The 19,122-nt window shown below is 68.3% G+C and carries 18 protein-coding genes and 1 pseudogene; 12 read left to right on the forward strand and 7 right to left on the reverse strand.

The features are described from left to right. The first annotated feature begins 88 nt into the window (after nucleotides 1-88). The 8 genes from AC2W7K_RS11320 (at nucleotide 89) to AC2W7K_RS11355 (ending at nucleotide 7,883) form a co-directional block, all read left to right on the forward strand. Nucleotides 89-1,318 (forward strand): LLM class flavin-dependent oxidoreductase, encoded by a 1,230-nt coding sequence (locus AC2W7K_RS11320; RefSeq protein ID WP_137826559.1) that lies wholly within the window; start codon nucleotides 89-91, stop codon nucleotides 1,316-1,318. Beyond that, entirely contained in the window at nucleotides 1,315-2,022 is a 708-nt protein-coding gene (locus AC2W7K_RS11325) for a CE1759 family FMN reductase (RefSeq protein WP_211978988.1), read from the forward strand. Before AC2W7K_RS11320 ends, AC2W7K_RS11325 begins: the two co-directional genes overlap by 4 nt. 2 nt (nucleotides 2,023-2,024) lie before the next feature. Next, the gene (locus AC2W7K_RS11330; RefSeq protein WP_198499229.1) at nucleotides 2,025-2,504 is read left to right on the forward strand and encodes a MarR family winged helix-turn-helix transcriptional regulator; all 480 of its coding nucleotides are present in this window, start codon (nucleotides 2,025-2,027) and stop codon (nucleotides 2,502-2,504) included. Nucleotides 2,505-2,562: 58 nt separating this feature from the next. Further along, a complete protein-coding gene (locus AC2W7K_RS11335; protein ID WP_211978989.1) occupies nucleotides 2,563-3,510 on the forward strand; it encodes a 2-hydroxyacid dehydrogenase in 948 nt (315 codons plus the stop codon). A gap of 146 nt (nucleotides 3,511-3,656) precedes the next feature. Beyond that, on the forward strand, nucleotides 3,657-5,369 hold the full coding sequence (gene ilvD, locus AC2W7K_RS11340; protein WP_137826555.1) for a dihydroxy-acid dehydratase: 1,713 nt from the start codon (nucleotides 3,657-3,659) through the stop codon (nucleotides 5,367-5,369). Further along, a complete protein-coding gene (locus AC2W7K_RS11345; protein ID WP_211978990.1) occupies nucleotides 5,369-6,310 on the forward strand; it encodes a D-2-hydroxyacid dehydrogenase family protein in 942 nt (313 codons plus the stop codon). Before ilvD ends, AC2W7K_RS11345 begins: the two co-directional genes overlap by 1 nt. 92 nt (nucleotides 6,311-6,402) lie before the next feature. Continuing rightward, nucleotides 6,403-7,338, forward strand: coding sequence for an SDR family NAD(P)-dependent oxidoreductase (locus AC2W7K_RS11350; protein ID WP_198499225.1), 936 nt, complete (start codon nucleotides 6,403-6,405; stop codon nucleotides 7,336-7,338). Nucleotides 7,339-7,340: 2 nt separating this feature from the next. Further along, nucleotides 7,341-7,883, forward strand: coding sequence for a MerR family transcriptional regulator (locus AC2W7K_RS11355; RefSeq protein WP_198499224.1), 543 nt, complete (start codon nucleotides 7,341-7,343; stop codon nucleotides 7,881-7,883). A 137-nt stretch (nucleotides 7,884-8,020) separates the two neighbouring features. Here the strand turns inward: AC2W7K_RS11355 and AC2W7K_RS11360 are convergent, their stop codons facing one another. The 4 genes from AC2W7K_RS11360 to AC2W7K_RS11375 all read right to left on the reverse strand — a co-directional run bounded on the left by AC2W7K_RS11360 (nucleotide 8,021) and on the right by AC2W7K_RS11375 (nucleotide 10,471). Then, nucleotides 8,021-8,842: an aldo/keto reductase gene (locus tag AC2W7K_RS11360; RefSeq protein ID WP_486006196.1), complete on the reverse strand. Its 822-nt coding sequence runs from the start codon at nucleotides 8,840-8,842 to the stop codon at nucleotides 8,021-8,023. 226 nt (nucleotides 8,843-9,068) lie between these two features. Then, the gene (locus AC2W7K_RS11365; protein ID WP_198499222.1) at nucleotides 9,069-9,587 is read right to left on the reverse strand and encodes an adenine phosphoribosyltransferase; all 519 of its coding nucleotides are present in this window, start codon (nucleotides 9,585-9,587) and stop codon (nucleotides 9,069-9,071) included. Nucleotides 9,588-9,645: 58 nt separating this feature from the next. Further along, nucleotides 9,646-10,236 carry a hypothetical protein gene (locus AC2W7K_RS11370; RefSeq protein ID WP_198499221.1) on the reverse strand — a complete coding sequence of 197 codons (591 nt, stop codon included), beginning with the start codon at nucleotides 10,234-10,236 and terminating at the stop codon, nucleotides 9,646-9,648. A 13-nt stretch (nucleotides 10,237-10,249) separates the two neighbouring features. Beyond that, nucleotides 10,250-10,471, reverse strand: a complete 222-nt coding sequence (locus tag AC2W7K_RS11375) for a helix-turn-helix transcriptional regulator (protein ID WP_198499220.1) — start codon at nucleotides 10,469-10,471, stop codon at nucleotides 10,250-10,252. A 190-nt stretch (nucleotides 10,472-10,661) separates the two neighbouring features. Between AC2W7K_RS11375 and AC2W7K_RS11380 the strand changes: the two genes are divergently transcribed. Continuing rightward, the gene (locus tag AC2W7K_RS11380; protein WP_198499219.1) at nucleotides 10,662-11,252 is read left to right on the forward strand and encodes a protein-L-isoaspartate O-methyltransferase family protein; all 591 of its coding nucleotides are present in this window, start codon (nucleotides 10,662-10,664) and stop codon (nucleotides 11,250-11,252) included. A gap of 406 nt (nucleotides 11,253-11,658) precedes the next feature. Further along, entirely contained in the window at nucleotides 11,659-12,465 is an 807-nt protein-coding gene (locus tag AC2W7K_RS11385) for a hypothetical protein (protein ID WP_198499218.1), read from the forward strand. A gap of 185 nt (nucleotides 12,466-12,650) precedes the next feature. Here AC2W7K_RS11385 and AC2W7K_RS11390 read toward each other — a convergent pair whose 3' ends face one another. From AC2W7K_RS11390 to AC2W7K_RS11400, 3 genes and pseudogenes are all read right to left on the reverse strand, one after another. Beyond that, nucleotides 12,651-14,522, reverse strand: coding sequence for an ABC transporter ATP-binding protein (locus AC2W7K_RS11390; RefSeq protein ID WP_198499217.1), 1,872 nt, complete (start codon nucleotides 14,520-14,522; stop codon nucleotides 12,651-12,653). Continuing rightward, the gene (locus AC2W7K_RS11395; RefSeq protein ID WP_486006197.1) at nucleotides 14,519-15,604 is read right to left on the reverse strand and encodes an ABC transporter ATP-binding protein; all 1,086 of its coding nucleotides are present in this window, start codon (nucleotides 15,602-15,604) and stop codon (nucleotides 14,519-14,521) included. Before AC2W7K_RS11395 ends, AC2W7K_RS11390 begins: the two co-directional genes overlap by 4 nt. Beyond that, nucleotides 15,520-16,518 (reverse strand): annotated as a pseudogene (locus AC2W7K_RS11400) (ABC transporter transmembrane domain-containing protein); the annotation flags it as partial. The gene AC2W7K_RS11395 and the pseudogene AC2W7K_RS11400, both read right to left, overlap by 85 nt. 151 nt (nucleotides 16,519-16,669) lie before the next feature. Between AC2W7K_RS11400 and AC2W7K_RS11405 the strand changes: the two are divergent. Next, nucleotides 16,670-18,607 carry an acetolactate synthase large subunit gene (locus AC2W7K_RS11405; protein ID WP_198499216.1) on the forward strand — a complete coding sequence of 646 codons (1,938 nt, stop codon included), beginning with the start codon at nucleotides 16,670-16,672 and terminating at the stop codon, nucleotides 18,605-18,607. Then, a complete protein-coding gene (gene ilvN / locus AC2W7K_RS11410; protein ID WP_137826546.1) occupies nucleotides 18,604-19,116 on the forward strand; it encodes an acetolactate synthase small subunit in 513 nt (170 codons plus the stop codon). Before AC2W7K_RS11405 ends, ilvN begins: the two co-directional genes overlap by 4 nt. Nucleotides 19,117-19,122: the final 6 nt, after the last annotated feature.

Genomic DNA, 19,122 nt, shown 5'->3' on the forward strand with positions numbered 1-19,122 from the left:
GTTAAGATTTCAACAAGTTGCTTCAAAACTGAAGTTTCAACCACTGTAGGCTGGCCCCAACGGCCGGTCACAGAGACGAGGAGCAGTCATGGAATTCGGTATCTTCACCATCGGCGACGTCACGACTGACCCGACCGACGGCACCACCATCTCCGAGCACCAGCGGATCAAGAACACGGTCGAGCTTGCGAAGAAGGCCGAAGAGGTCGGCCTCGATGTCTTCGCGACGGGACAGCACCACAACCCGCCGTTCGTCGCTCCCGCGAATCCGCCCGTGCTGCTCGCCAACATCGCCGCGCAGACCGAGAAGCTCCAGCTCTCGACCGCGACGACGCTCATCACGACGACGGATCCCGTCCGCATCGCCGAGGACTACTCGTACGCCCAGCATCTCGCGGACGGACGCCTCGACCTCATCATGGGCCGCGGCAACACCGGTCCCGTCTACCCGTGGTTCGGCAAGGACATCCGCGCGGGCATCCCGCTGGCCGTCGAGAACTACAACCTCCTCTACCGCCTGTGGCGGGAGAAGAACCTCGACTGGGAGGGCAAGTTCCGCACTCCGCTCAACGGGTTCACCGTCACCCCGTGGCCGCTCGACGACGTTCCGCCGTTCGTGTGGCACGGCTCGATCCGCAGCCCTGAGATCGCCGAGCAGGCCGCGTACTACGGCGACGGCTTCTTCCACAACAACATCTTCTGGCCGACCTCGCACACCGCGCGGATGGTCCAGCTCTACCGTCAGCGCTACGAGTACTACGGTCACGGTCGTGCCGACCAGGCGATCGTCGGACTCGGCGGGCAGGTGTTCATGCGGAAGAACTCGCAGGACGCGGTCAAGGAGTTCCGTCCCTACTTCGACAACGCCCCGGTCTACGGCCACGGCCCCAGCCTCGAGGACTTCGCGAAGCAGACGCCGCTGACCGTGGGATCCCCGCAGGAGGTCATCGAACGGACCCTGAGCTTCCGCGACTGGGCCGGCGACTACCAGCGTCAGATGTTCCTCATCGACCACGCGGGCCTGCCGCACAAGACCGTGCTCGAACAGCTCGACCTCCTCGGCGAGGAAGTCGTGCCGGTCCTGCGCAAGGAGTTCGCGAAGAACCGTCCCGCCGACGTGCCCGACGCCCCGACCCACGAGTCGCTCGTGCTGCGGCACAAGGAGGGCCGGGACCCGATCCCCGGCGGCGGACCCGGATCGCAGGCGTACAAGGATCGCGAAGCCCGCGCGGCCGAGGCCGAGCAGGCTCGCCAGGAAGCCGCGAAGGCCGACGCCGAGAAGAAGGCCGAAGCGGAGACAGGAGCGCAGACCGAATGAAGATCCTCGCAGTCACGACCTCGCTGAGCGAGGACTCGACGACGCAGAAGCTCAGCGATCGGATCGTCGATGCGGCCGCCTCGGCGGGCCGGGCAGCAGGGCTGACGGTCGAGACCGAGCACATCAACGTCCGCAGCCTGAGCACCGCGCTCACGGACATGGCGCTCACCGGATTCCGCTCCGAGGAGCTTGAGGAGGCTTACCTCAAGGTCGCCGAGGCGGACGCCATCATCACCGTCACCCCGGTCTACAAGGTCGCCCCCGTCGGGCTGCACACGCTCTTCTGGCAGCTCATCGACGAGAAGGCACTGGCGGGCACGCCCGTGCTCATCGCCTCGACGGGCGGGACCTCGCGGCATTCGCTCGCCGGGGAGACGGCGATGCGGCCGATGCTGTCCTACCTCAAGGGCATCGTCGTGCCGACGACGGTCTTCGCCGCCACCGACGACTGGGGCAGCGCCGAGGGCGGACGCGCACTCAACTCGCGGGTCAGGCAGGCCGGGGAGGAGCTCGTGGCACTGACCGCGTCGATCCGGGGCCTGACCGGTGGCGAGGGCGGCGAAGGAGACGAGGTCGACGGGAACGAAGGTCCCGACAGCCTCGCCCCGCATCGGATCACGATCGGACGCGGGGAGAAGCGCGGCGTCGACGACGAGTTCGACCCGAACCGCATCACCCCGTTCGCGCAGCTGCTCGAGGGCTGACGATGAGTGAGACGACAGCCGCCCCGGTCATCCGCTTCGGGCGCGGCCGCGAAGAGCGCGCGCAGTGGGCGTGGCGGACGTACTTCGAGACGTCCCAGCGCATCCGGCAGGAGCTCGACGACCGCCTCAAGGAGCAGGCGGGGCTGACGGTCAGCGACTACAACGCCCTCCTGCTGCTGTGGGAGGCGCCGGATCGGACGCTGACGATGGGGGCGCTGGCCAAGGGTCTCGTGTTCTCCCCGTCGCGGCTCAACTACCGGATCAAGGTCCTCGAGGACGCCGGTCTCGTCGAGAAGACGACGTGTGCCGACGACCGCCGGTCCCACAACGTCCGCCTCACCGAGGTGGGGGCCCGGCGGTTCCTCGACGCCGCCCGGCTGCATCGGCGGGCCATCGACGAGGTGGTCCTCTCGCAGGTCAGCGACGAGGAGCTGGAGATCATCGGCACGGTGTTCTCCCGGATCGCCGCTGGCCTCGACTGAGGACCAGGGGAGCAATCGGGCTTGCCTGCGGCCGTGAGGCCCGTGTCACAATGGCCGTATGACGATCACGACCATCGCGTTCCCCGATTCCGAACTCCGCAACCGCGTCATCGCGCGCATCCCCGCCCACCAGCGGGCCAACGTCGACCTGGTCGTCTACTCCGACAAGGAGAAGTCGGCGAAGCTGAGCAAGGACGATGTCGACGTCGTCGTCCTGCCGTACATGGATTCGGCGGGAACGATCGACCTCCTCGGCGAGCTGCCCAATCTTCGCCTCGTCATCACGCAGACGACCGGGTACGATCCTGTCGCCCACCTGCCCGAACAGGGCATCGAGGTGGCCACGGCGTCGGGCGTCCACACGGGCGGGACGGCGGAGCTCGCGCTCGCGCTGACCCTGGCGAGCCTGCGCGGGATCGACGATGCGGTGCGCAACCAGGTGTCGCGGACGTGGAATCATCAGCGCTACCGTTCGCTACAGGACCGGCGCGTCATGGTCGTCGGCGTCGGTGAGATCGGGCGGGCGATCGCCGACCGGTTCGCCCCGTTCGAGGTCGAGCTCACCCGGGTGGGCACGACCGCCCGCGAAGACGATCACGGGGTCGTCCACGGTGTCGACGAGCTGCCCGATCTGCTCCCGCACACCGACGTCGTCGTCCTCATCACGCCGCTGACGGATTCGACGCACCACCTCGTCGATGCCGAGTTCCTCAAGTCCCTGCCGGACAACGCGCTCATCGTCAACGTCGCCCGGGGCAAGGTCGTCGACACCGACGCCCTCGTCGCGGAGCTGAATACCGGCCGCCTCCATGCCGCCCTCGACGTCATGGATCCCGAGCCGCTGCCGGAGAACCACCCGCTGTGGGGAACCCCGAACACGCTCATCACCCCGCACGTCGGCGGCGACACCTCGGCGTTCGAACCGCGTGTGGTGAAGATCCTCGCCGAACAGGTGCGCCGGATCAACGACGGGGAGAAGCTGCTCAACGTCGTCGAGCTCGACTGAGGCCGCGGGGGAGGGCGGGGCACTGGGCGGCCCCGGGTGCGGCCCTGCACGGGGCCGCACGTGGGACCCACGCGCGGCCCGAAACGTTGGTTCCACCATGCGAGAACCGCGCCGACGTATGCCGGACGGAAGCGTAGAGTGCCCCCATGAGCATTGATACCCCCACTTCAGCACCGGACATCAAACCGCGTTCCCGCGATGTCACGGACGGGCTCGAGAGCACCGCCTCGCGCGGCATGCTCCGCGCCGTCGGCATGGGCGACGAGGACTGGTCGAAGCCGCAGATCGCCGTCGCCTCGTCGTGGAACGAGATCACCCCGTGCAACCTCTCCCTCCAGCGCTTCGCCGGAGCCGCGAAGGAAGGCGTCCACGCCGCGGGCGGCTACCCGCTCGAGTTCGGGACGATCTCCGTCTCCGACGGCATCTCGATGGGACATGAGGGCATGCACTACTCGCTCGTCTCGCGCGAGGTCATCACCGACTCCGTCGAGACCGTGATGAGCGCCGAGCGCCTCGACGGCTCCGTCCTCATGGCCGGCTGCGACAAGTCGATCCCCGGCATGCTCATGGCCGCCGCCCGCCTCGGACTCTCGAGCGTCTTCCTCTACAACGGCTCGATCATGCCGGGCACCGCGAAGCTCTCCGACGGCACGGAGAAGGAGGTCACGCTCATCGACGCGTTCGAGGCCGTCGGCGCATGCCGGGCCGGCACGATCACCCGCGAGGACGTCGACGCCATCGAACGTGCCGTCTGCCCCGGTGAGGGTGCCTGCGGCGGCATGTACACCGCGAACACGATGGCCTCGGCCGCCGAGGCGATGGGGATGTCCCTGCCCGGATCGGCCGCGCCGCCGGCGATCCACCGCAACCGGATGATCTTCGCCCGCCAGTCCGGCGAGGCCGTCGTCGAACTCCTGCGCCGGGGGATCACGACGAAGGACATCATCACGAAGGAGTCGCTGCACAACGCGATCGCCGTCGTCATGGCCTTCGGCGGTTCGACGAACGCCGTTCTCCACCTGCTGGCGATCGCCCACGAGGCGGGCGTCGAGCTCGAACTCGACGACTTCAATCGGATCGGCGACAAGGTGCCGCACCTCGGCAACGTCAAGCCCTTCGGCGAGTACGTGATGAACGACGTGTTCAAGATCGGCGGGGTGCCCGTCATCATGAAGGCCCTCCTCGATGCGGGTCTGCTCAACGGCGACTGCATGACGGTGACCGGCAAGACGGTGGCGGAGAACCTCGCCGCGATCAACCCGCCGGACCCCGACGGGAAGATCCTCCGGGCGCTCAACAACCCGATCCACGCGACCGGCGGCCTCACGGTGCTGCGCGGGTCGCTCGCCCCCGAAGGCGCGGTCGTGAAGTCCGCGGGCTTCGACGCCGACGTCTTCGAGGGCACCGCGCGCGTCTTCGACCAGGAGCAGCCGGCGATGGACGCGGTGCTCGGCGGCGAGCTGAAGAAGGGCGACGTCGTCGTCATCCGCTACGAAGGGCCCAAGGGCGGTCCGGGGATGCGCGAGATGCTCGCGATCACCGGAGCCATCAAGGGAGCGGGCATCGGCAAGGACGTCCTCCTCATCACCGACGGTCGCTTCTCCGGCGGCTCGACCGGGCTGTGCATCGGTCACGTCGCCCCCGAGGCCGTCGACGGCGGGCCGATCGCCCTCGTCGAGGACGGGGACCGGATCACCGTCGACATCGCGGCGCGCTCGATCGAGCTCCACGTCGACGAGGAGGTGCTCGCCGAACGGCGCAAGGCGTGGACGATCCCGGAGAACCACCGGCTCACCGGGGTGCTCGGCAAGTACGCGAAGCTCGTCCAGTCGGCGTCGACCGGAGCCGTCTGCGGCTGATGCGCATCGTCGTCCTCGACGACTACCAGGACGTCGCCCGGTCCTTCGCGGACTGGGCGACGCTGCCGGCCGACTTCACCGTCGTCACGCGTCCGGTCACCGGCACCGCTGACCTGACAGCGCTGCTCTCCGGCGCCGAGGTGGTCGTCGCGATGCGTGAGCGCACCGTCTTCGATGCGCAGCGTCTGGCGGCGCTTCCCGACCTGCGGCTGCTCGTGACCACGGGGGCGGCGAACGCGTCGATCGACCTCGACGCCGCCCGTGCGCACGGGATCACGGTCTGCGGCACCGACGCGCCGCGGACGGCGACACCGGAGCTGACGTGGGGGCTCATCCTCGCCGTGGCCCGCAGCATCCCCGCCGAGGATGCGCGGATGAGGGCCGGAGGATGGCAGGAGACGATCGGAGCAGACCTGGCCGGGTCCCGCCTCGGCGTCATCGGTCTGGGTCGCCTGGGATCGCGCGTGGCCCGCATCGGGCAGGCCTTCGGGATGGACGTCGTCGCGTGGAGTGCGAATCTCACGCCCGAACGCGCCGCCGAGGTGGGGGTGCGCGCCGTGGGCAAGGAAGAGCTGCTGGAGACCTCCGACGTCGTGACGATCCACTACAAGCTCAGCGACCGCAGTCGCGGGCTCATCGGGGCGAACGAGCTCGCGCTGATGAGGCAGAGCGCGATCCTCGTCAACACCTCGCGGGCCGGGCTCATCGACACCGCGGCGCTGACCGACGCGCTCGACTCCGGAGCGATCCGCGGGGCGGGCCTCGACGTCTACGACACCGAGCCGCTGCCCGCCGACCATCCGCTGCGCACGAGCCCGCGGACCGTGCTCACCCCGCACCTCGGCTATGTCACCGAGGGCACGTATCGGATCTTCTACCCGCAGGCGGTCGAGGACATCGCGGCGTGGATCGCCGGTGAGCCGATCCGTGTGCTGACGTAAGGGACGCGGAGAGGCGCGAGCCACCAGGGCAGCGAACTTCTTCGGCGCTCGGCCTTGCGTTCGAGTGCGCTCGAACTTGTAGCGTCGCTGTCATGAACTCACACATCGAGACCAACACAGCAGCGACGACAACGACGACAGAGGTACGCGAGCCGTCCGAGCACCGGCGGCGCTGGGCGATCACCGGTGCCTCGCAGGGGTTCGGGCGGGCACTGACCGAGGAGGTGCTGGCGCGCGGGCACGATGCCGTCGTCGTGGTCCGCGACCCGGAGTCCCTGCAGAAGCTCAAGGCGGACGTCGGGGAGCGCCTCACCGTCCTCACCGCGGATCTCCGTGATGAGACCGCCGTCGCCGAAGTGGGGGAGGCACTGACCGACCTCGACGTCGATGTCCTCATCAACAATGCGGGGCGGGCGATCGTCGGGGCTGTCGAGGAGATCGGCCTCAGCGCGCTCAGGGAGCAGCTCGAGCTCAACTTCTTCGCGGCCGCCGCTCTCACCCGCGCCATCCTGCCGCTCATGCGGGCGCGGGGCCGTGGTGCGATCGTCCAGATGAGCAGTCAGGGAGGGCGAGTGTCGTTTCCCGCGGCGGGGGCCTACTCGGCGAGCAAGTTCGCGCTCGAAGGCTGGTCGGAGGCACTGGCCGCCGAGGTGGGTCCGCTGGGCATCGGCGTGATGCTCGTGGAGCCCTCACGGTTCCGGACCGGGTTCAATACCGCGCATTCGCTGGGGGTGACCGCGGGAACGGACGTCTATGCGGCGATCGTCGGACCAGCCCGCACGGATCTCGCCGAGGTCGACGGCCGGCAGGAGGGAGACCCAGTCCGTGCGGCGGCGATCATCGTCGATCTGGTCGAGGCGAGCCTTGAAGGCAGTGGTGAGCTGCCCTTGCGTCTGCCTCTCGGCGCCGAGGCGGTGCGACGTCTGCGGGCGGCGTACAGTGGAGGTGCGGCCGAGGTCGAGCGCCTGGCCGCCGTGGCGGAGAGCGCTGACTTTCCCGGCATGCGACCTTCACAGCGGGCGGTGTGAGCATGGCGACCGACGATCTCATGAGCCGGATCCTCGCGGACCTGGGCGACTTCGCCGAGGTCGACGGGACGCTGCCGGTCGAGATCATCCACCGGATGGTCAACAGCGGTGACGAGGCCGCTTCGCTGTCGATCGCGGAGATCTCCGAGCTGCTCGGCCTCTCACCCCACACCCTGCGGTACTACGAGAGCAAGGGGCTCGTCGCGGTGGACCGGGACACAGCCGGGCATCGTGTCTACGGCGCCGAGGCTCAGCGGCGGTTGGTGTTCCTCACCCGGATGCGGCTGTCCGGGATGCCCATGCGCGACCTCGCCCACTACGTCGAACTCGTCGAGGCGGGGGAGACGACCGTGCCGGAGAGGCTCGACCTGCTCATCGAGCACCGCGACACGATCCGTCGCCGTATCCGCGAGCTCACCCTGTCGCTGGCCGCCACCGAATACAAGATCGCCGCTTACGGCGGTCGCACCGGTGACGTGCTCGGCGGGGACCCTGCCGACGGTGACGGCGGCGACGGCGAACGACCTGCCCCTGATCCGAGCTGACCCCACCAACGCAGAACGCGGGCGAAACAATTTCGCCCGCGTTCTCATGGTGTTGTGGCACCGGACTCAGCCGGTGCGGACCTCAGCGGACCACGTCAGTCCGCACAACCTCGGCGAGGTCAGCTCGCTTCCGTACGTCAGTTCACGTCGGCGGGATCGGCCGAGACGCGACCGCCGTTCTCGAGCGCGTCGATAGAGGCCATCTCGGCGTCGGTGAGGGTGAAGTCGAAGACGTCGAAGTTCTGCGCCATGCGCTCGCGGTTGTTCGACTTGGGGAAGAGGATGTGGCCGCGCTGCAGGTGCCAGCGGATGATGACCTGGGCCCACGACTTGCCGTGTGCCTCGGCGATCTCGCCGATCACGGTCGACGCGTAGTCGACATTGCCCTGACCCAGCGGTCCCCAGGCTTCGATCTTGATGTCGTTCTCGGCCAGGAGGGGGCGGGTGTCGATCTGCTGGAACTGCGGGTGCAGCTCGATCTGGTCGACGGCCGGGATGATGCCGGTGTCGAGGATCTCCGGCAGGTAGCGGTAGTCGAAGTTCGACACGCCGATCGAGCGGGTGAGGCCCTCGTCGCGGTAGCCGGGGAACGCTTCCCAGGTCTCGACGGCGTTCTTCTGCGCCGGGGTCGGCCAGTGGATGAGGTAGAGGTTGACGTAGTCGAGTCCGAGCTTCGTCAGACTCTCCTCGAGCGCGCGGCGCGATTCGGCGGCGCCGTGGCGGTCGTTCCACAGCTTGGTGGTGATGAAGAGCTCGTCGCGGGGGATGCCCAAAGCGGCGAGGGCGCGTCCGACGCCCTCTTCGTTGCCGTAGACAGCGGCGGTGTCGATGTGACGGTAGCCGACTTCGAGGGCATCGGTGACGATGCGCTCGGTCTCCTTGGGGTCGACCTTGAAGACGCCGAAGCCGAGCTGCGGGATGGTCAAGCCGTCATTGAGGGTGAGATCTGGTACCGACATGGTGTCGCCTTTCGTCACGGATGATGGTCTGGTCGGCGCCCGGTGGGACGCCTCGACCCGAAGTCGCGCGCCGGTATCCGGCACACAACAGAGCGTACAACGACACTCACCGCCCGAATCATTCCCGAAGTCTGGATGATTTCTCCGATTGCGCTGAGCGTGAATTCTCCGGCGCCGAGGCGGTGGTGCAGGCAGGGTGCATTGCCGCGTCAGCGCGGCCGGCGGTTCAGTCCGCGAACACGGTGTGGACGTCGCCGGTATGGGCACGACCGCCGAGGTCGGTGAGCTCGAGGACGACGGCTGAGCCGACCACCTCGGCGCCGAGTTCGGTGACGAGAGCCTGCGCCGCGCTGAGCGTCCCGCCGGTGGCGAGGATGTCGTCGACAAGAAGGACGCGATCGCCTGGGCGCAGGACGTCGGGGGCTTCGATCGTCGCGGTGCCGTACTCGAGGGTGTAGGACACGGCCGCGGCGGGTTTGGGCAGTTTGCCGGCCTTGCGGATGGGGAGGATGCCCGCACCGGTCTTCGCCGAGATCGCCCCGGCGAAGAGGAATCCGCGCGCCTCGAGTCCGCCGACGAAGTCGAAGTGCCCGACGAACGGCGCGATGAGCGCATCGGTGACGGCGTTGAACGCGGTGCCGTCGGCGAGCAGCGGGGAGATGTCGCGGAAGTTCACCCCGGGCTCCGGGTAGTCGGGGATCGAGGTGATGAGGGTCCGCGCGCGGTCGAGCTCTGCATTCGTCACGGGTCAACTGTACTCGCGGCCGCTCGCTTCCCGACGCGGCGCCGTCGCGCCTCGACTCCTATTTCAGAGCCGCACGCGACCTCTTGCGGCGTAGGCTCCAGCCGATGATCAGCCCGACCGCAGCGCCGACGATCGGAGGTGCCGACGATTCCAACTCGGTCGGAGCCCCGACGCTCCACGACCATGGCAGAAGCGGGTGGCCCACTGTCGACTGAAAGGCGATGAGTCCGAGCATCACAGCGAACACACCCAACATCATCAGAGTGGATCTCGTGGTCCACTCTCTTCGGGCAAGGCCGGATTGGCGATAGAGGTTCACCCCTCGCCGCCGGGCATGGAAGCGAGCGACCCAGAACGGAAGGTCCGCCGAAGCGAGAACGACTACGGTCGCCCACCAGAGGCCGGAGGCCAGGAAGAGGAGCGCAATTGCGACTGACGTCCAGCGGAAGACGGTGAAGCCGATGGCCAGGGATCGGAAGATGACGTCGCGCTCACGCTCGTCGGCTTCCGGCATATCGGAGATTCCAGAGACCCGTTCCAGCCCGGAGTCGAGGTGGGCCGCCAGCGCAGACGTCCTGCGGCTCCCCGGATCGCGGTCGAAACCGTGAGCGGAGCGCTCATTGTCGTGTTCGTCGGGAGTCGAACTCATCAGTCTCTCTCCTTCACTGTGGGGTGGTGTTCTTCCTCGTTGACTCGACCTCGAAGAGATCTTCGACGCTCGTTTCGAGCACCGCGGCGATGCGGAGTGCGAGATGGACGCTCGGGGAGTAGTCGCCGCCCTCGATGGCGATGATGGTCTGTCTAGAGACCCCGACCGCTTCGGCGAGGTGGGCTTGAGTGAACCCGAATGCACGGCGGCGCGCCCTCACCCGAGTGGGATTCATCCGCACCTCCGTGCAGCGGCTTCGTCATGCCCGAAGGCGGTGAACAGATCCTTCGAAGTCAATGATCGTTGACATTTTTCACTCTGCCATGCCGTGTCATGCCTGGCAAGAGTCGTTGTGCTCTACGGGGTCGTTGCCGGAATTCATTCCTGCCATCGTGCGCGCCGAAATGTGGGCGTATCCTCGTGCCATGAGCGCTCGCTCAGAACCGGTCACGCTCGCCGAGGCGTTCGCGCAGGTGCCGCGGCACCGTTTCCTGCCCGCTGGCCAGCAGGGCTGGTCGGACAGCAATGTGCCGCTCGAGATCGGGTGCGGGCAGACGAACTCGCAGCCGAGCACCGTCGCCGACATGCTCGCGCTACTCGGCGTCGAACCGGGGGAGACCGTCCTCGATCTGGGGTCCGGCTCGGGATGGACGACCGCCCTCCTCGGCGCGCTCGTCGGGCCCGGCGGCCGCGTCATCGGCGTCGAGCGTCACCGGGAGCTCCTCGATCGTTCTATCTCCGCCGTCGCCGGGCTCGGCATCGACTGCCTCGAATTCGCCGAGGCGACGCCCGGGGTGCTCGGCCGACCCGAGCGCGCGCCGTTCGATCGCATCCTCGTGTCCGCCGGTGCTGATGAACTGCCCGACAGCCTCGTCGCGCAGCTGTCTGTCGGGGGAGTCATGGTCATCCCGGTCGCCGAGGTGATGCTCCGCGTCGAACGCACGGGCGCGGCCGCCGGCGCAGTGACGATCACCCGGCACGGCCGCTACCGGTTCGTCCCTCTCATCACGGAGTGAGGCGGCGGACACCGACGCGGTGAACCGACAAATACGCGGTTAGCGCAGGGCGTATTTGTCGGTTCGGGGCGTCGCAGCGGAATGTGTCGCGCGCTGGCTGCTCAGGCCTGTCCGCGCTACTCACGTCGAAGCACAGTGTGAGTGCACTGTGACGCATTTGCTCAGCTATATTGACGTTTGGTATCGATAGGCGCAGAATGATGTCATGTATCAGGTGTTCACGACCGCCGACCTGAGACGTCTCGGCTGCTCCGACCGCGACGTGAGCGTGGCAGCCGACTGCTGCCTGGAGCGAGTCGCTCGGGGGCGGTTCGCGGTCAAGCGCCTGTGTGACAATCCCAGGCACGCCAGGATCGCGGACGCGGTCACGCTCGGCGAGGCCGAGTTGTTCGAGGAAGTGGGAGACGTGCGCGACGTGCTCGCTCGGGCCAAGGTCCTCATCCGCACCCGTGCCGATGTCGTCAACGGTCGGTCGGGGGAGTCGGGTCGCCACGACGTGGAGGTCTTCTCCCATCTGTCGGCCGCTCTGCTGTGGGACTTCACCATCGTGAAGATGGACAAGCCGTTCGTCGAAGTCATCCGAACCTCCACGAACAAGCGGCACGCCCACCTGTTCATACGACGGCGCGACGTTCCTCCAGGACAGATCGACCGCCTTGGCGATGTCGCCCTGACGACACGGGAGCGCACGCTCATCGATGTCGCCCGCGACTGCGACCTCGACATCAGCGTGCCCATGCTCGACGACGCACTGCGTCGGCACGTGGTGACGCCGGACGGACTGCGCGACGCCGCCGCGAAGTGCCGCGAGACTCGCGGCCGATTCCGCGTCGCGGCGGCTCTCGACCTCGCCGATCCGCGTCGCGAGTCACCCGGAGAGTCGATCAGCGCGGTGAGGCTCCACGAGGTCGGCCTCACCGGGTTCGAGCCGCAGGTGGAGATCGCCGACGCCCACGGTCGCTTCGTCGCTCGGGTCGACTTCCTCCACGCCGCATCGAAGACGATCCTCGAGTTCGACGGCCGGATCAAATACACGATCGACGACACGGACCCCCGTCACGCGTTCGACAGGGAGCGCGAACGCGAGCGGCAGCTGAGGGCTCTCGGCTACACCGTCGTCCGCATCTTCTGGAAGGACCTGTGGCGCCGGCGCCCGTTCACCGATCTGGCACGGCTCGTCAGCGCCCGTACACCGGCGGCACCGACGCGGTGAACCGACAAATACGCGGTCACACTCCGCACGCGGCAGTATCGACGCGGTGAACCGACAAATACGCGGTTAGCGCAGGGCGTATTTGTCGGTTGAGGGCGTCGAAGACGGGCGGACGTCGGCTCGGGGCGTATTTGTCGGTTCGGGGCGTCGATCGCCAGCGGACGCCGCGAACGCCGCCGGGCCCCTCACACGAGGGTGTCGCGCCAGGCGCGGTGGAGCTGGGCGAAGCGACCGGTGCCGGCGATGAGCTCCTCGGGCGTGCCGTCCTCGACGATGCGCCCGGCGTCCATGACGAGCACGCGGTCGGCGATCTCGACGGTCGAGAGCCGGTGGGCGATGATGATCGCCGTCCTGCCCTCGAGCACCGTCGCGAGCGCCTTCTGCACGAGCCTCTCCGACGGGATGTCGAGGTGAGCGGTCGCCTCATCGAGGACGACGACATCGGGATCGGCGAGGAACACCCGGGCGAACGACACGAGCTGCCGCTGGCCCGAGCTCAGCCGGCCGCCGCGCTTCTTCACGTCGGTGTCGTAGCCGTCGGGCAGGCGGCGGATGTAGGGGTCGAGCCCGACCGCCCGGGCGGCGGCGACCACCTCGGCGTCGGTGGCCTCCGGATTGCCGATCCGGATGTTGTCGGCGATCGTGCCGGCGAAGAGGAACGACTCCTGCGTGACCATGACGACGCTCGAGCGCAGCTGTGCGTCATCGAGGTCGCGCAGGTCGACCCCGTCGAGACTGACCGTGCCCTCCGAAGGATCGTAGAACCGGGTGACGAGCTTGACGAGCGTCGACTTGCCGGCACCCGTGGCGCCGACGAGCGCAACGATCTGCCCCGCCGGGATCGTCAGGTCGAAGCGGGGGAGGACATCGGGTCCGTCGGCGTAGGCGAAGCGGACGTCCGTGAGGTCGATCGACCGTCCCGTCGCCGAGGTGGATGACCCATTCGACTCAGCCGCCCCGGCCGCCCCCGCCGACTCAGCCGCCCCGGTCTCCGTGTGCGCGGGCAGGGGTGTGGGCTGGGCCGGTGCCGGGACGCCGGGATCCGTGTCGAGGACGGCGGCGATCTTCTCGAGCGCCGCCGACGCCGACTGGTAGAGGTTGAACGACTGCACGAGCTCGTCGAGCGGACCGTAGAACCGGCGCAGGTAGAGGATGAACGCGGCGAGCACGCCGATCTGCGTCCATCCCTCGATGACGAGCCACGCGCCGACGACGATGATGACCGTCTGCGTGACGTTGCCGACGAGCCGCGTCCACCCGGCGAACCACGCGACGCCCCGCAGCGCATCGGTGTTGGCGTCCCGGTACGCCGTGTCCTGCTCGCGCAGAGTGCCGCGACGGTCGGGCTGGCGCCGGTAGGCCTGGACGGCGCGGATGCCGCCCATCGTCTCGACGAAGTGGACGATGACCTTCGCGATCGACGTCCGGGTGCGCCGGTACGCCCCGCGCTGGGTCCGGTGCGCGGCCTTCGTGATGAAGAACAGCGGGATGAACCCGGCGAAGACGACGATCGCCAGCGGCACATCGAGGACGATGAGCGTGATCGCGATGAACACCATCTGGAGCAGCGCGAGCGCAGTCTCGAACAGCGAGTACGAGAGGAACTGCTGGACCGACTCCATGTCCGAGGTCTGCCGGGACACGAGGCGGCCCGACGTCGACTTCTCGTGATACCCCAGGTCAAGGCGCTGAACATGGGTGAACACGCGCTGGCGCAGGGTGAAGATGATCTTCTGCGCGGTGATGCCGACAAGGCGGGTCGCCGTGAACGCGAGCACCGCCGAGGCGACGGCGGAGGCGACGAAGAGCGTGATCGCCCGCGTCAGCGCCGCCGGGTCGCCGGCGACGGCCTGCGGGATGCCGGTGTCGAGGGCGTCGGCGATGAAGAGCGGCCCGATGACGAGGGTGGCCGAGGTGAGGACGACGATGACGAGGAGAAGCACGGCCATCGGCAGGTGCGGGCGCACGAGCGAGAACAGCAGCGCCCGCGCTTTGGCCGCGATGTCCGGCGGCAGCTCCTCGACCCCGTCGTCCTCTGCCAGGCGCGGCGCACTCATGCCAGGCCCCCTTCCGTCGGCCGGTTCCCCGCCGAGGCGGTCGCTCCCTCACCGCGCGCCGAGGCGGTCGCCTGCATGCCCGCTCCCATGAGTTCGCGATAGAGCGGGGAGGTCTCGAGGAGCTCCTCATGCGTGCCCCGCGCGACGATGCGGCCCTCGTCGAGGACGGCGACGACATCGGCGAGTGCGGCCGTCGACGGCCGGTGGGCGATGATGAGCGTCGTCGAATCGGGCAGGATCTCCCGCAGCTTCAGCTGCACGCGGTCCTCGGTGTCGACGTCGACGGCCGAGAGCGGGTCGTCGAGGACGAGGATGCGCGGCCTGCCGATGACCGCCCGGGCCAGGGCCAGGCGCTGCCGCTGTCCCCCGGAGAGGGAGAGTCCCTGCTCGCCGACCTGCGTGTCGAGGCCCTCGGGCAGACGGGAGACGAAGTCGTCCGCCGCGGTGATCTCCAGCGCCTGCCACACGGCATCGTCGTCGGAGCCCGGGGCGCCCATGACGACGTTGTCGCGGACGCTCGCGGAGAAGAGGATCGGGTCCTCGAAGGAGACGGAGACGAGATGGCGCAGCTCGTTGACCGGCAGGTCGCGGATGTCGACGCCGTCGATGCGCACGGCCCCGCCGGTGACGTCCTGGAGCCGGGGCACGAGCGAGGCGAGCGTCGTCTTGCCCGAGCCCGTCGTGCCGACGAGGGCGAGCGTCTGCCCGGGCTCGATCGTGAGGTCGAGGCCCGAGAGCGTGAGACGGTCCGTGTCGGAGAAGTGGAAGTCGACGTCGTCGAAGACGAGCTCCCCGCGGTGGCGGCCGACAGCGGGGTCGTCGTCGATGCCGCCTGCGGCATCGGTGATGTCGTGGCGGATGTCGATGACCTCCCAGTAGCGGCCGCCGCGGTGATCGACATGATGGCATCGGCGAGGAGGAACCCGAGCATCTCGATCGGCATCCGCAGGACCATGGAGATCGTCACCCCGGCGACGACGGTGCCGATCGTCGTCCAGCCTTGGACGACGCCGAAGGTCCCGATGCCGACGATCGCGGCCTGGGCGAGGGTGGGCAGGAGGATGAGGACGCTCCAGAACCACGAGTCGAGCTTCGCCTTGCGCACCTCGAGGCCCTGGAACTTCCGCGCCAGGACGGAGAAGCGCTCGGCGGCCCACGGGGAGCGGCCGAAGGACTTGAGGATCCGGATGCCCTGGATCGACTCCTCGACATCGGTCGTGATCTCGCCGACGGCGTCCTGGGACTGCCGCGAAGTCTCCCGATACCGCCGTTCGAACATCGCCACGGCGATGATCGTCGGCACCGCCATGACGAGCATGATGAGGCCGAAGACCGGTTGGAGGACGGTGAGCATGATCGTGCCGACGATGATGACGATCGGAGTTGCCAGGAGGAACGGCAGTCCGAAGGCGAAGAACCGCCGCAGCTGCGAGAGGTCGTTCGTCGCGCGCGAGAGCAGCTGTCCCGACTCCCACGAGTCGTGGATCGCCACCGAGGTGTACTGGAGCCGGTCGAAGAGGCGCGCACGCCAGCGGATCTCCCACGCCGAGACCACCGGTGCGACGATCATCCGCCGCGCCCACAGGGCGACCGCCTCGGCGATGCCGATGCCGAGGACCCCGAGCACGGGCAGCCACAGGCCTGAGAGATCACCCGAGGTGATGGGGCCGTCGATGATGTACCCGGTGATGACCGGGACGATGAGCTGGATGCCGTTCGCGAGCAGGGTGAGGACGAGAACGACGATGTAGATGCCGATCCGCGCGCGCAGATCGGGCCAGAAGCGTAGAAGGGGGCGCACGAACATCAAGCCTAGTCCGCGGTTACTCCCGCGTCCATGGTGCTCTGAAGTGGAGTTTCGCCGATCGGCGGGGAGAACGGTCCTTGCCTCGCCGAGGCGGTCGATCTCATCCATCAAGCATCGTTGATCCCGAATTGCGAGACGATCGTTTCTGCCGTTTGACACTCCCGGTGGGGCGGTGAACCATTGAGGCATGACTCACCTTCTCGTCGTCGTCATTAGCCAGCGCGCGGATCATCCGTAGCCTGTCAGTACGACACGTTCCGCGCGCCCCTACCGAAACCGGAGGGGCTTTTTCATGCAGGGACGAAACGCGAGCGGGTCAACCCAGGAAGGATACGACACGATGGCAGCCACGCCCTCGGCTCAGAAGGCGGCCGCCGGGACTGCGCAGAGCGCACCCCCGGTGACCGCGACCCCGACCAGCATCCGGCGATCCTCGGCGCCGGAGGTCCTCACCGGCGCGCAGGCGATCGTCCGCAGCCTTGAGCGCCTCGGCGTCGACACCGTCTTCGGGCTTCCCGGCGGCACCATCCTTCCGACCTACGACCCGCTGCTCGAGACCGACAAGATCCGCCACATCCTCGTCCGCCACGAACAGGGCGCCGGCCACGCCGCCGAAGGGTACGCGGCGGCCTCGGGTCGCCTCGGCGTGTGCATCGCGACCTCGGGACCGGGGGCGACGAACCTCATCACCGCGCTCGCCGACGCCCACATGGACTCCGTGCCGCTGCTCGCCATCACCGGCCAGCAGAGCTCGAAGCTGCTCGGCACCGACGCCTTCCAGGAGGCCGACATCGTCGGGATGACGATGCCGGTGACGAAGCACAGCTTCCTCGTCACGAAGGCCGAGGACATCCCCTCCGCGATCCTCAACGCCGCGCACATCGCCACGACCGGTCGCCCCGGACCCGTCCTCGTCGACATCACGAAGGACGCGCAGACCGGTGAGGCCCCCTTCGTCTGGCCCGAGGAGCCGCAGCTGCCCGGCTACCGGCCCATCCTCAAACCCCACGCCAAGCAGATCCGCGAGGCCGCGCGGCTCATCGGCGAGGCGCAGCGTCCCGTGTTCTACATCGGCGGCGGCGTCATCCGCTCCGAGGCGGAGAAGGAGCTGCTCAAACTCGCCGAGGCGACGAACATCCCCGTCGTCACCACGCTCATGGCCCGCGGCGCCTTCCCCGACTCGCACCCGCTCCACCTCGGAATGCCGGGCATGCACGGCAGCGTGCCGGCCGTCGCGGCCTTCCAGAAGGCCGACCTGCTCATCGCCATCGGCGCCCGCTTCGATGACCGGGTGACCGGCAACCTCGATTCGTTCGCCCCCGACGCCCAGGTCATCCACGCCGACATCGACCCCGCCGAGATCGGGAAGAACCGCGCGGTCGAGGTCGCGATCGTCGGCGACGCCCGCGAAGTGCTCTCGGAGATCCTCACCGAGCTGCGCGGCAAGTTCCCCGAAGCCCTCGAGCGCCAGCGCGAGCCGTGGTGGCGGTTCCTCCGGCGCCTCAAGCAGACGTACCCGCGCGGGTACTCCTCCCACGGCGAGCTCTGCGATCCGCAGTACGTCATCTCCCGCATCTCCGCCCTCACCGGCCCCGAGGCGGTGTACGCGGCAGGCGTGGGCCAGCACCAGATGTGGGCGGCCCAGTTCGTCGACTTCGAACGCCCCCGCTCGTGGCTCAACTCCGGCGGCCTCGGCACGATGGGCTACTCCGTGCCCGCCGCGATGGGCGCGAAGGCCGCCGAACCCGACCGCGTCGTCTGGGCGATCGACGGGGACGGCTGCTTCCAGATGACGAACCAGGAGCTCGCGACCTGCGCGCTCAACGACATCCCCATCAAGGTCGCGATCATCAACAACTCCTCCCTCGGCATGGTGCGGCAGTGGCAGACGCTCTTCTACGACGGCCGCTACTCGAACACTGACCTCAACACCGGGCACGAGACGATTCGGATCCCCGACTTCGTCAAGCTCGCCGAGGCCTACGGCTGCTTCGCGCTGCGCGTCGACAGCAACGACGAGGTCGACGCGGCGATCGAGAAGGCTCTCGAGATCAACGACCGGCCCGTCGTCCTCGACTTCACCGTCCCGCCCGATGCCATGGTCTGGCCGATGGTCGCCGCCGGAGTCTCCAACGACGAGATCCAGTACGCCAACGGCATCCGCCCGGACTTCGAGGACGAGGGGGAGGAGCAGGCGGAAGCGGCGATCGCCGAGGCGGCCGCCGGTGAAGACGGAACCATGCGCTCCGTGGCGCAGATCGAAGGAGGCCTGGAATGAACAACCGGCACACGCTCTCAGTCCTCGTCGAGAACAAGCCCGGTGTGCTCGCGCGTCTCACCGGGCTCATCGCCCGCCGCGGCTTCAACATCCACAGCCTCGCCGTCGGCGTGACCGAACACGATGAGCTCTCGCGCATCACCGTCGTCGTCGACGTCCGCGACGTCGCCCTCGAACAGGTGACGAAGCAGCTGAACAAGCTCGTCAACGTCATCAAGATCGTCGAGCTCGAACCGGCGGCGTCGGTGCGCCGGGCCCACGTCATCTACAAGGTCAAGGCCAATGCGGCGACCAGGCCGCAGGTCGCTGCCGCCGTGGAGATGTTCCGCGCCTCGATCGTCGATGTCTCCACCGACTCGGTGAGCGTCGAGGCCACCGGTGAGCTCGACAAGGTCGAAGCCCTGCGCGAGGTCCTCGAGCCCTTCGGGATCAAGGAGATCGTCCAGTCCGGCGTCGTCGCCGTGGGACGCGGACCGAAGTCGATCACCGACCGCGCCCTGCGCAACTGACCTCGC

Source organism: Brevibacterium sp. LAARM2_SD2 (assembly GCF_057364785.1).

Excerpts from the sequence above, each read along its gene's own strand:
- AC2W7K_RS11345 (WP_211978990.1), top strand. The coding sequence starts at position 5,369 with ATGCGCATCGTCGTCCTCGACGACTACCAGGACGTCGCCCGGTCCTTC.
- ilvN (WP_137826546.1), top strand. The coding sequence starts at position 18,604 with ATGAACAACCGGCACACGCTCTCAGTCCTCGTCGAGAACAAGCCCGGT.
- AC2W7K_RS11390 (WP_198499217.1), bottom strand. The coding sequence starts at position 14,522 with ATGAGTGCGCCGCGCCTGGCAGAGGACGACGGGGTCGAGGAGCTGCCG.
- AC2W7K_RS11355 (WP_198499224.1), top strand. The coding sequence starts at position 7,341 with ATGGCGACCGACGATCTCATGAGCCGGATCCTCGCGGACCTGGGCGAC.
- AC2W7K_RS11380 (WP_198499219.1), top strand. The coding sequence starts at position 10,662 with ATGAGCGCTCGCTCAGAACCGGTCACGCTCGCCGAGGCGTTCGCGCAG.
- AC2W7K_RS11375 (WP_198499220.1), bottom strand. The coding sequence starts at position 10,471 with ATGAATCCCACTCGGGTGAGGGCGCGCCGCCGTGCATTCGGGTTCACT.
- AC2W7K_RS11325 (WP_211978988.1), top strand. The coding sequence starts at position 1,315 with ATGAAGATCCTCGCAGTCACGACCTCGCTGAGCGAGGACTCGACGACG.
- AC2W7K_RS11370 (WP_198499221.1), bottom strand. The coding sequence starts at position 10,236 with ATGAGTTCGACTCCCGACGAACACGACAATGAGCGCTCCGCTCACGGT.
- AC2W7K_RS11330 (WP_198499229.1), top strand. The coding sequence starts at position 2,025 with ATGAGTGAGACGACAGCCGCCCCGGTCATCCGCTTCGGGCGCGGCCGC.
- AC2W7K_RS11320 (WP_137826559.1), top strand. The coding sequence starts at position 89 with ATGGAATTCGGTATCTTCACCATCGGCGACGTCACGACTGACCCGACC.
- AC2W7K_RS11405 (WP_198499216.1), top strand. The coding sequence starts at position 16,670 with ATGGCAGCCACGCCCTCGGCTCAGAAGGCGGCCGCCGGGACTGCGCAG.
- AC2W7K_RS11360 (WP_486006196.1), bottom strand. The coding sequence starts at position 8,842 with ATGTCGGTACCAGATCTCACCCTCAATGACGGCTTGACCATCCCGCAG.
- AC2W7K_RS11335 (WP_211978989.1), top strand. The coding sequence starts at position 2,563 with ATGACGATCACGACCATCGCGTTCCCCGATTCCGAACTCCGCAACCGC.
- ilvD (WP_137826555.1), top strand. The coding sequence starts at position 3,657 with ATGAGCATTGATACCCCCACTTCAGCACCGGACATCAAACCGCGTTCC.
- AC2W7K_RS11350 (WP_198499225.1), top strand. The coding sequence starts at position 6,403 with ATGAACTCACACATCGAGACCAACACAGCAGCGACGACAACGACGACA.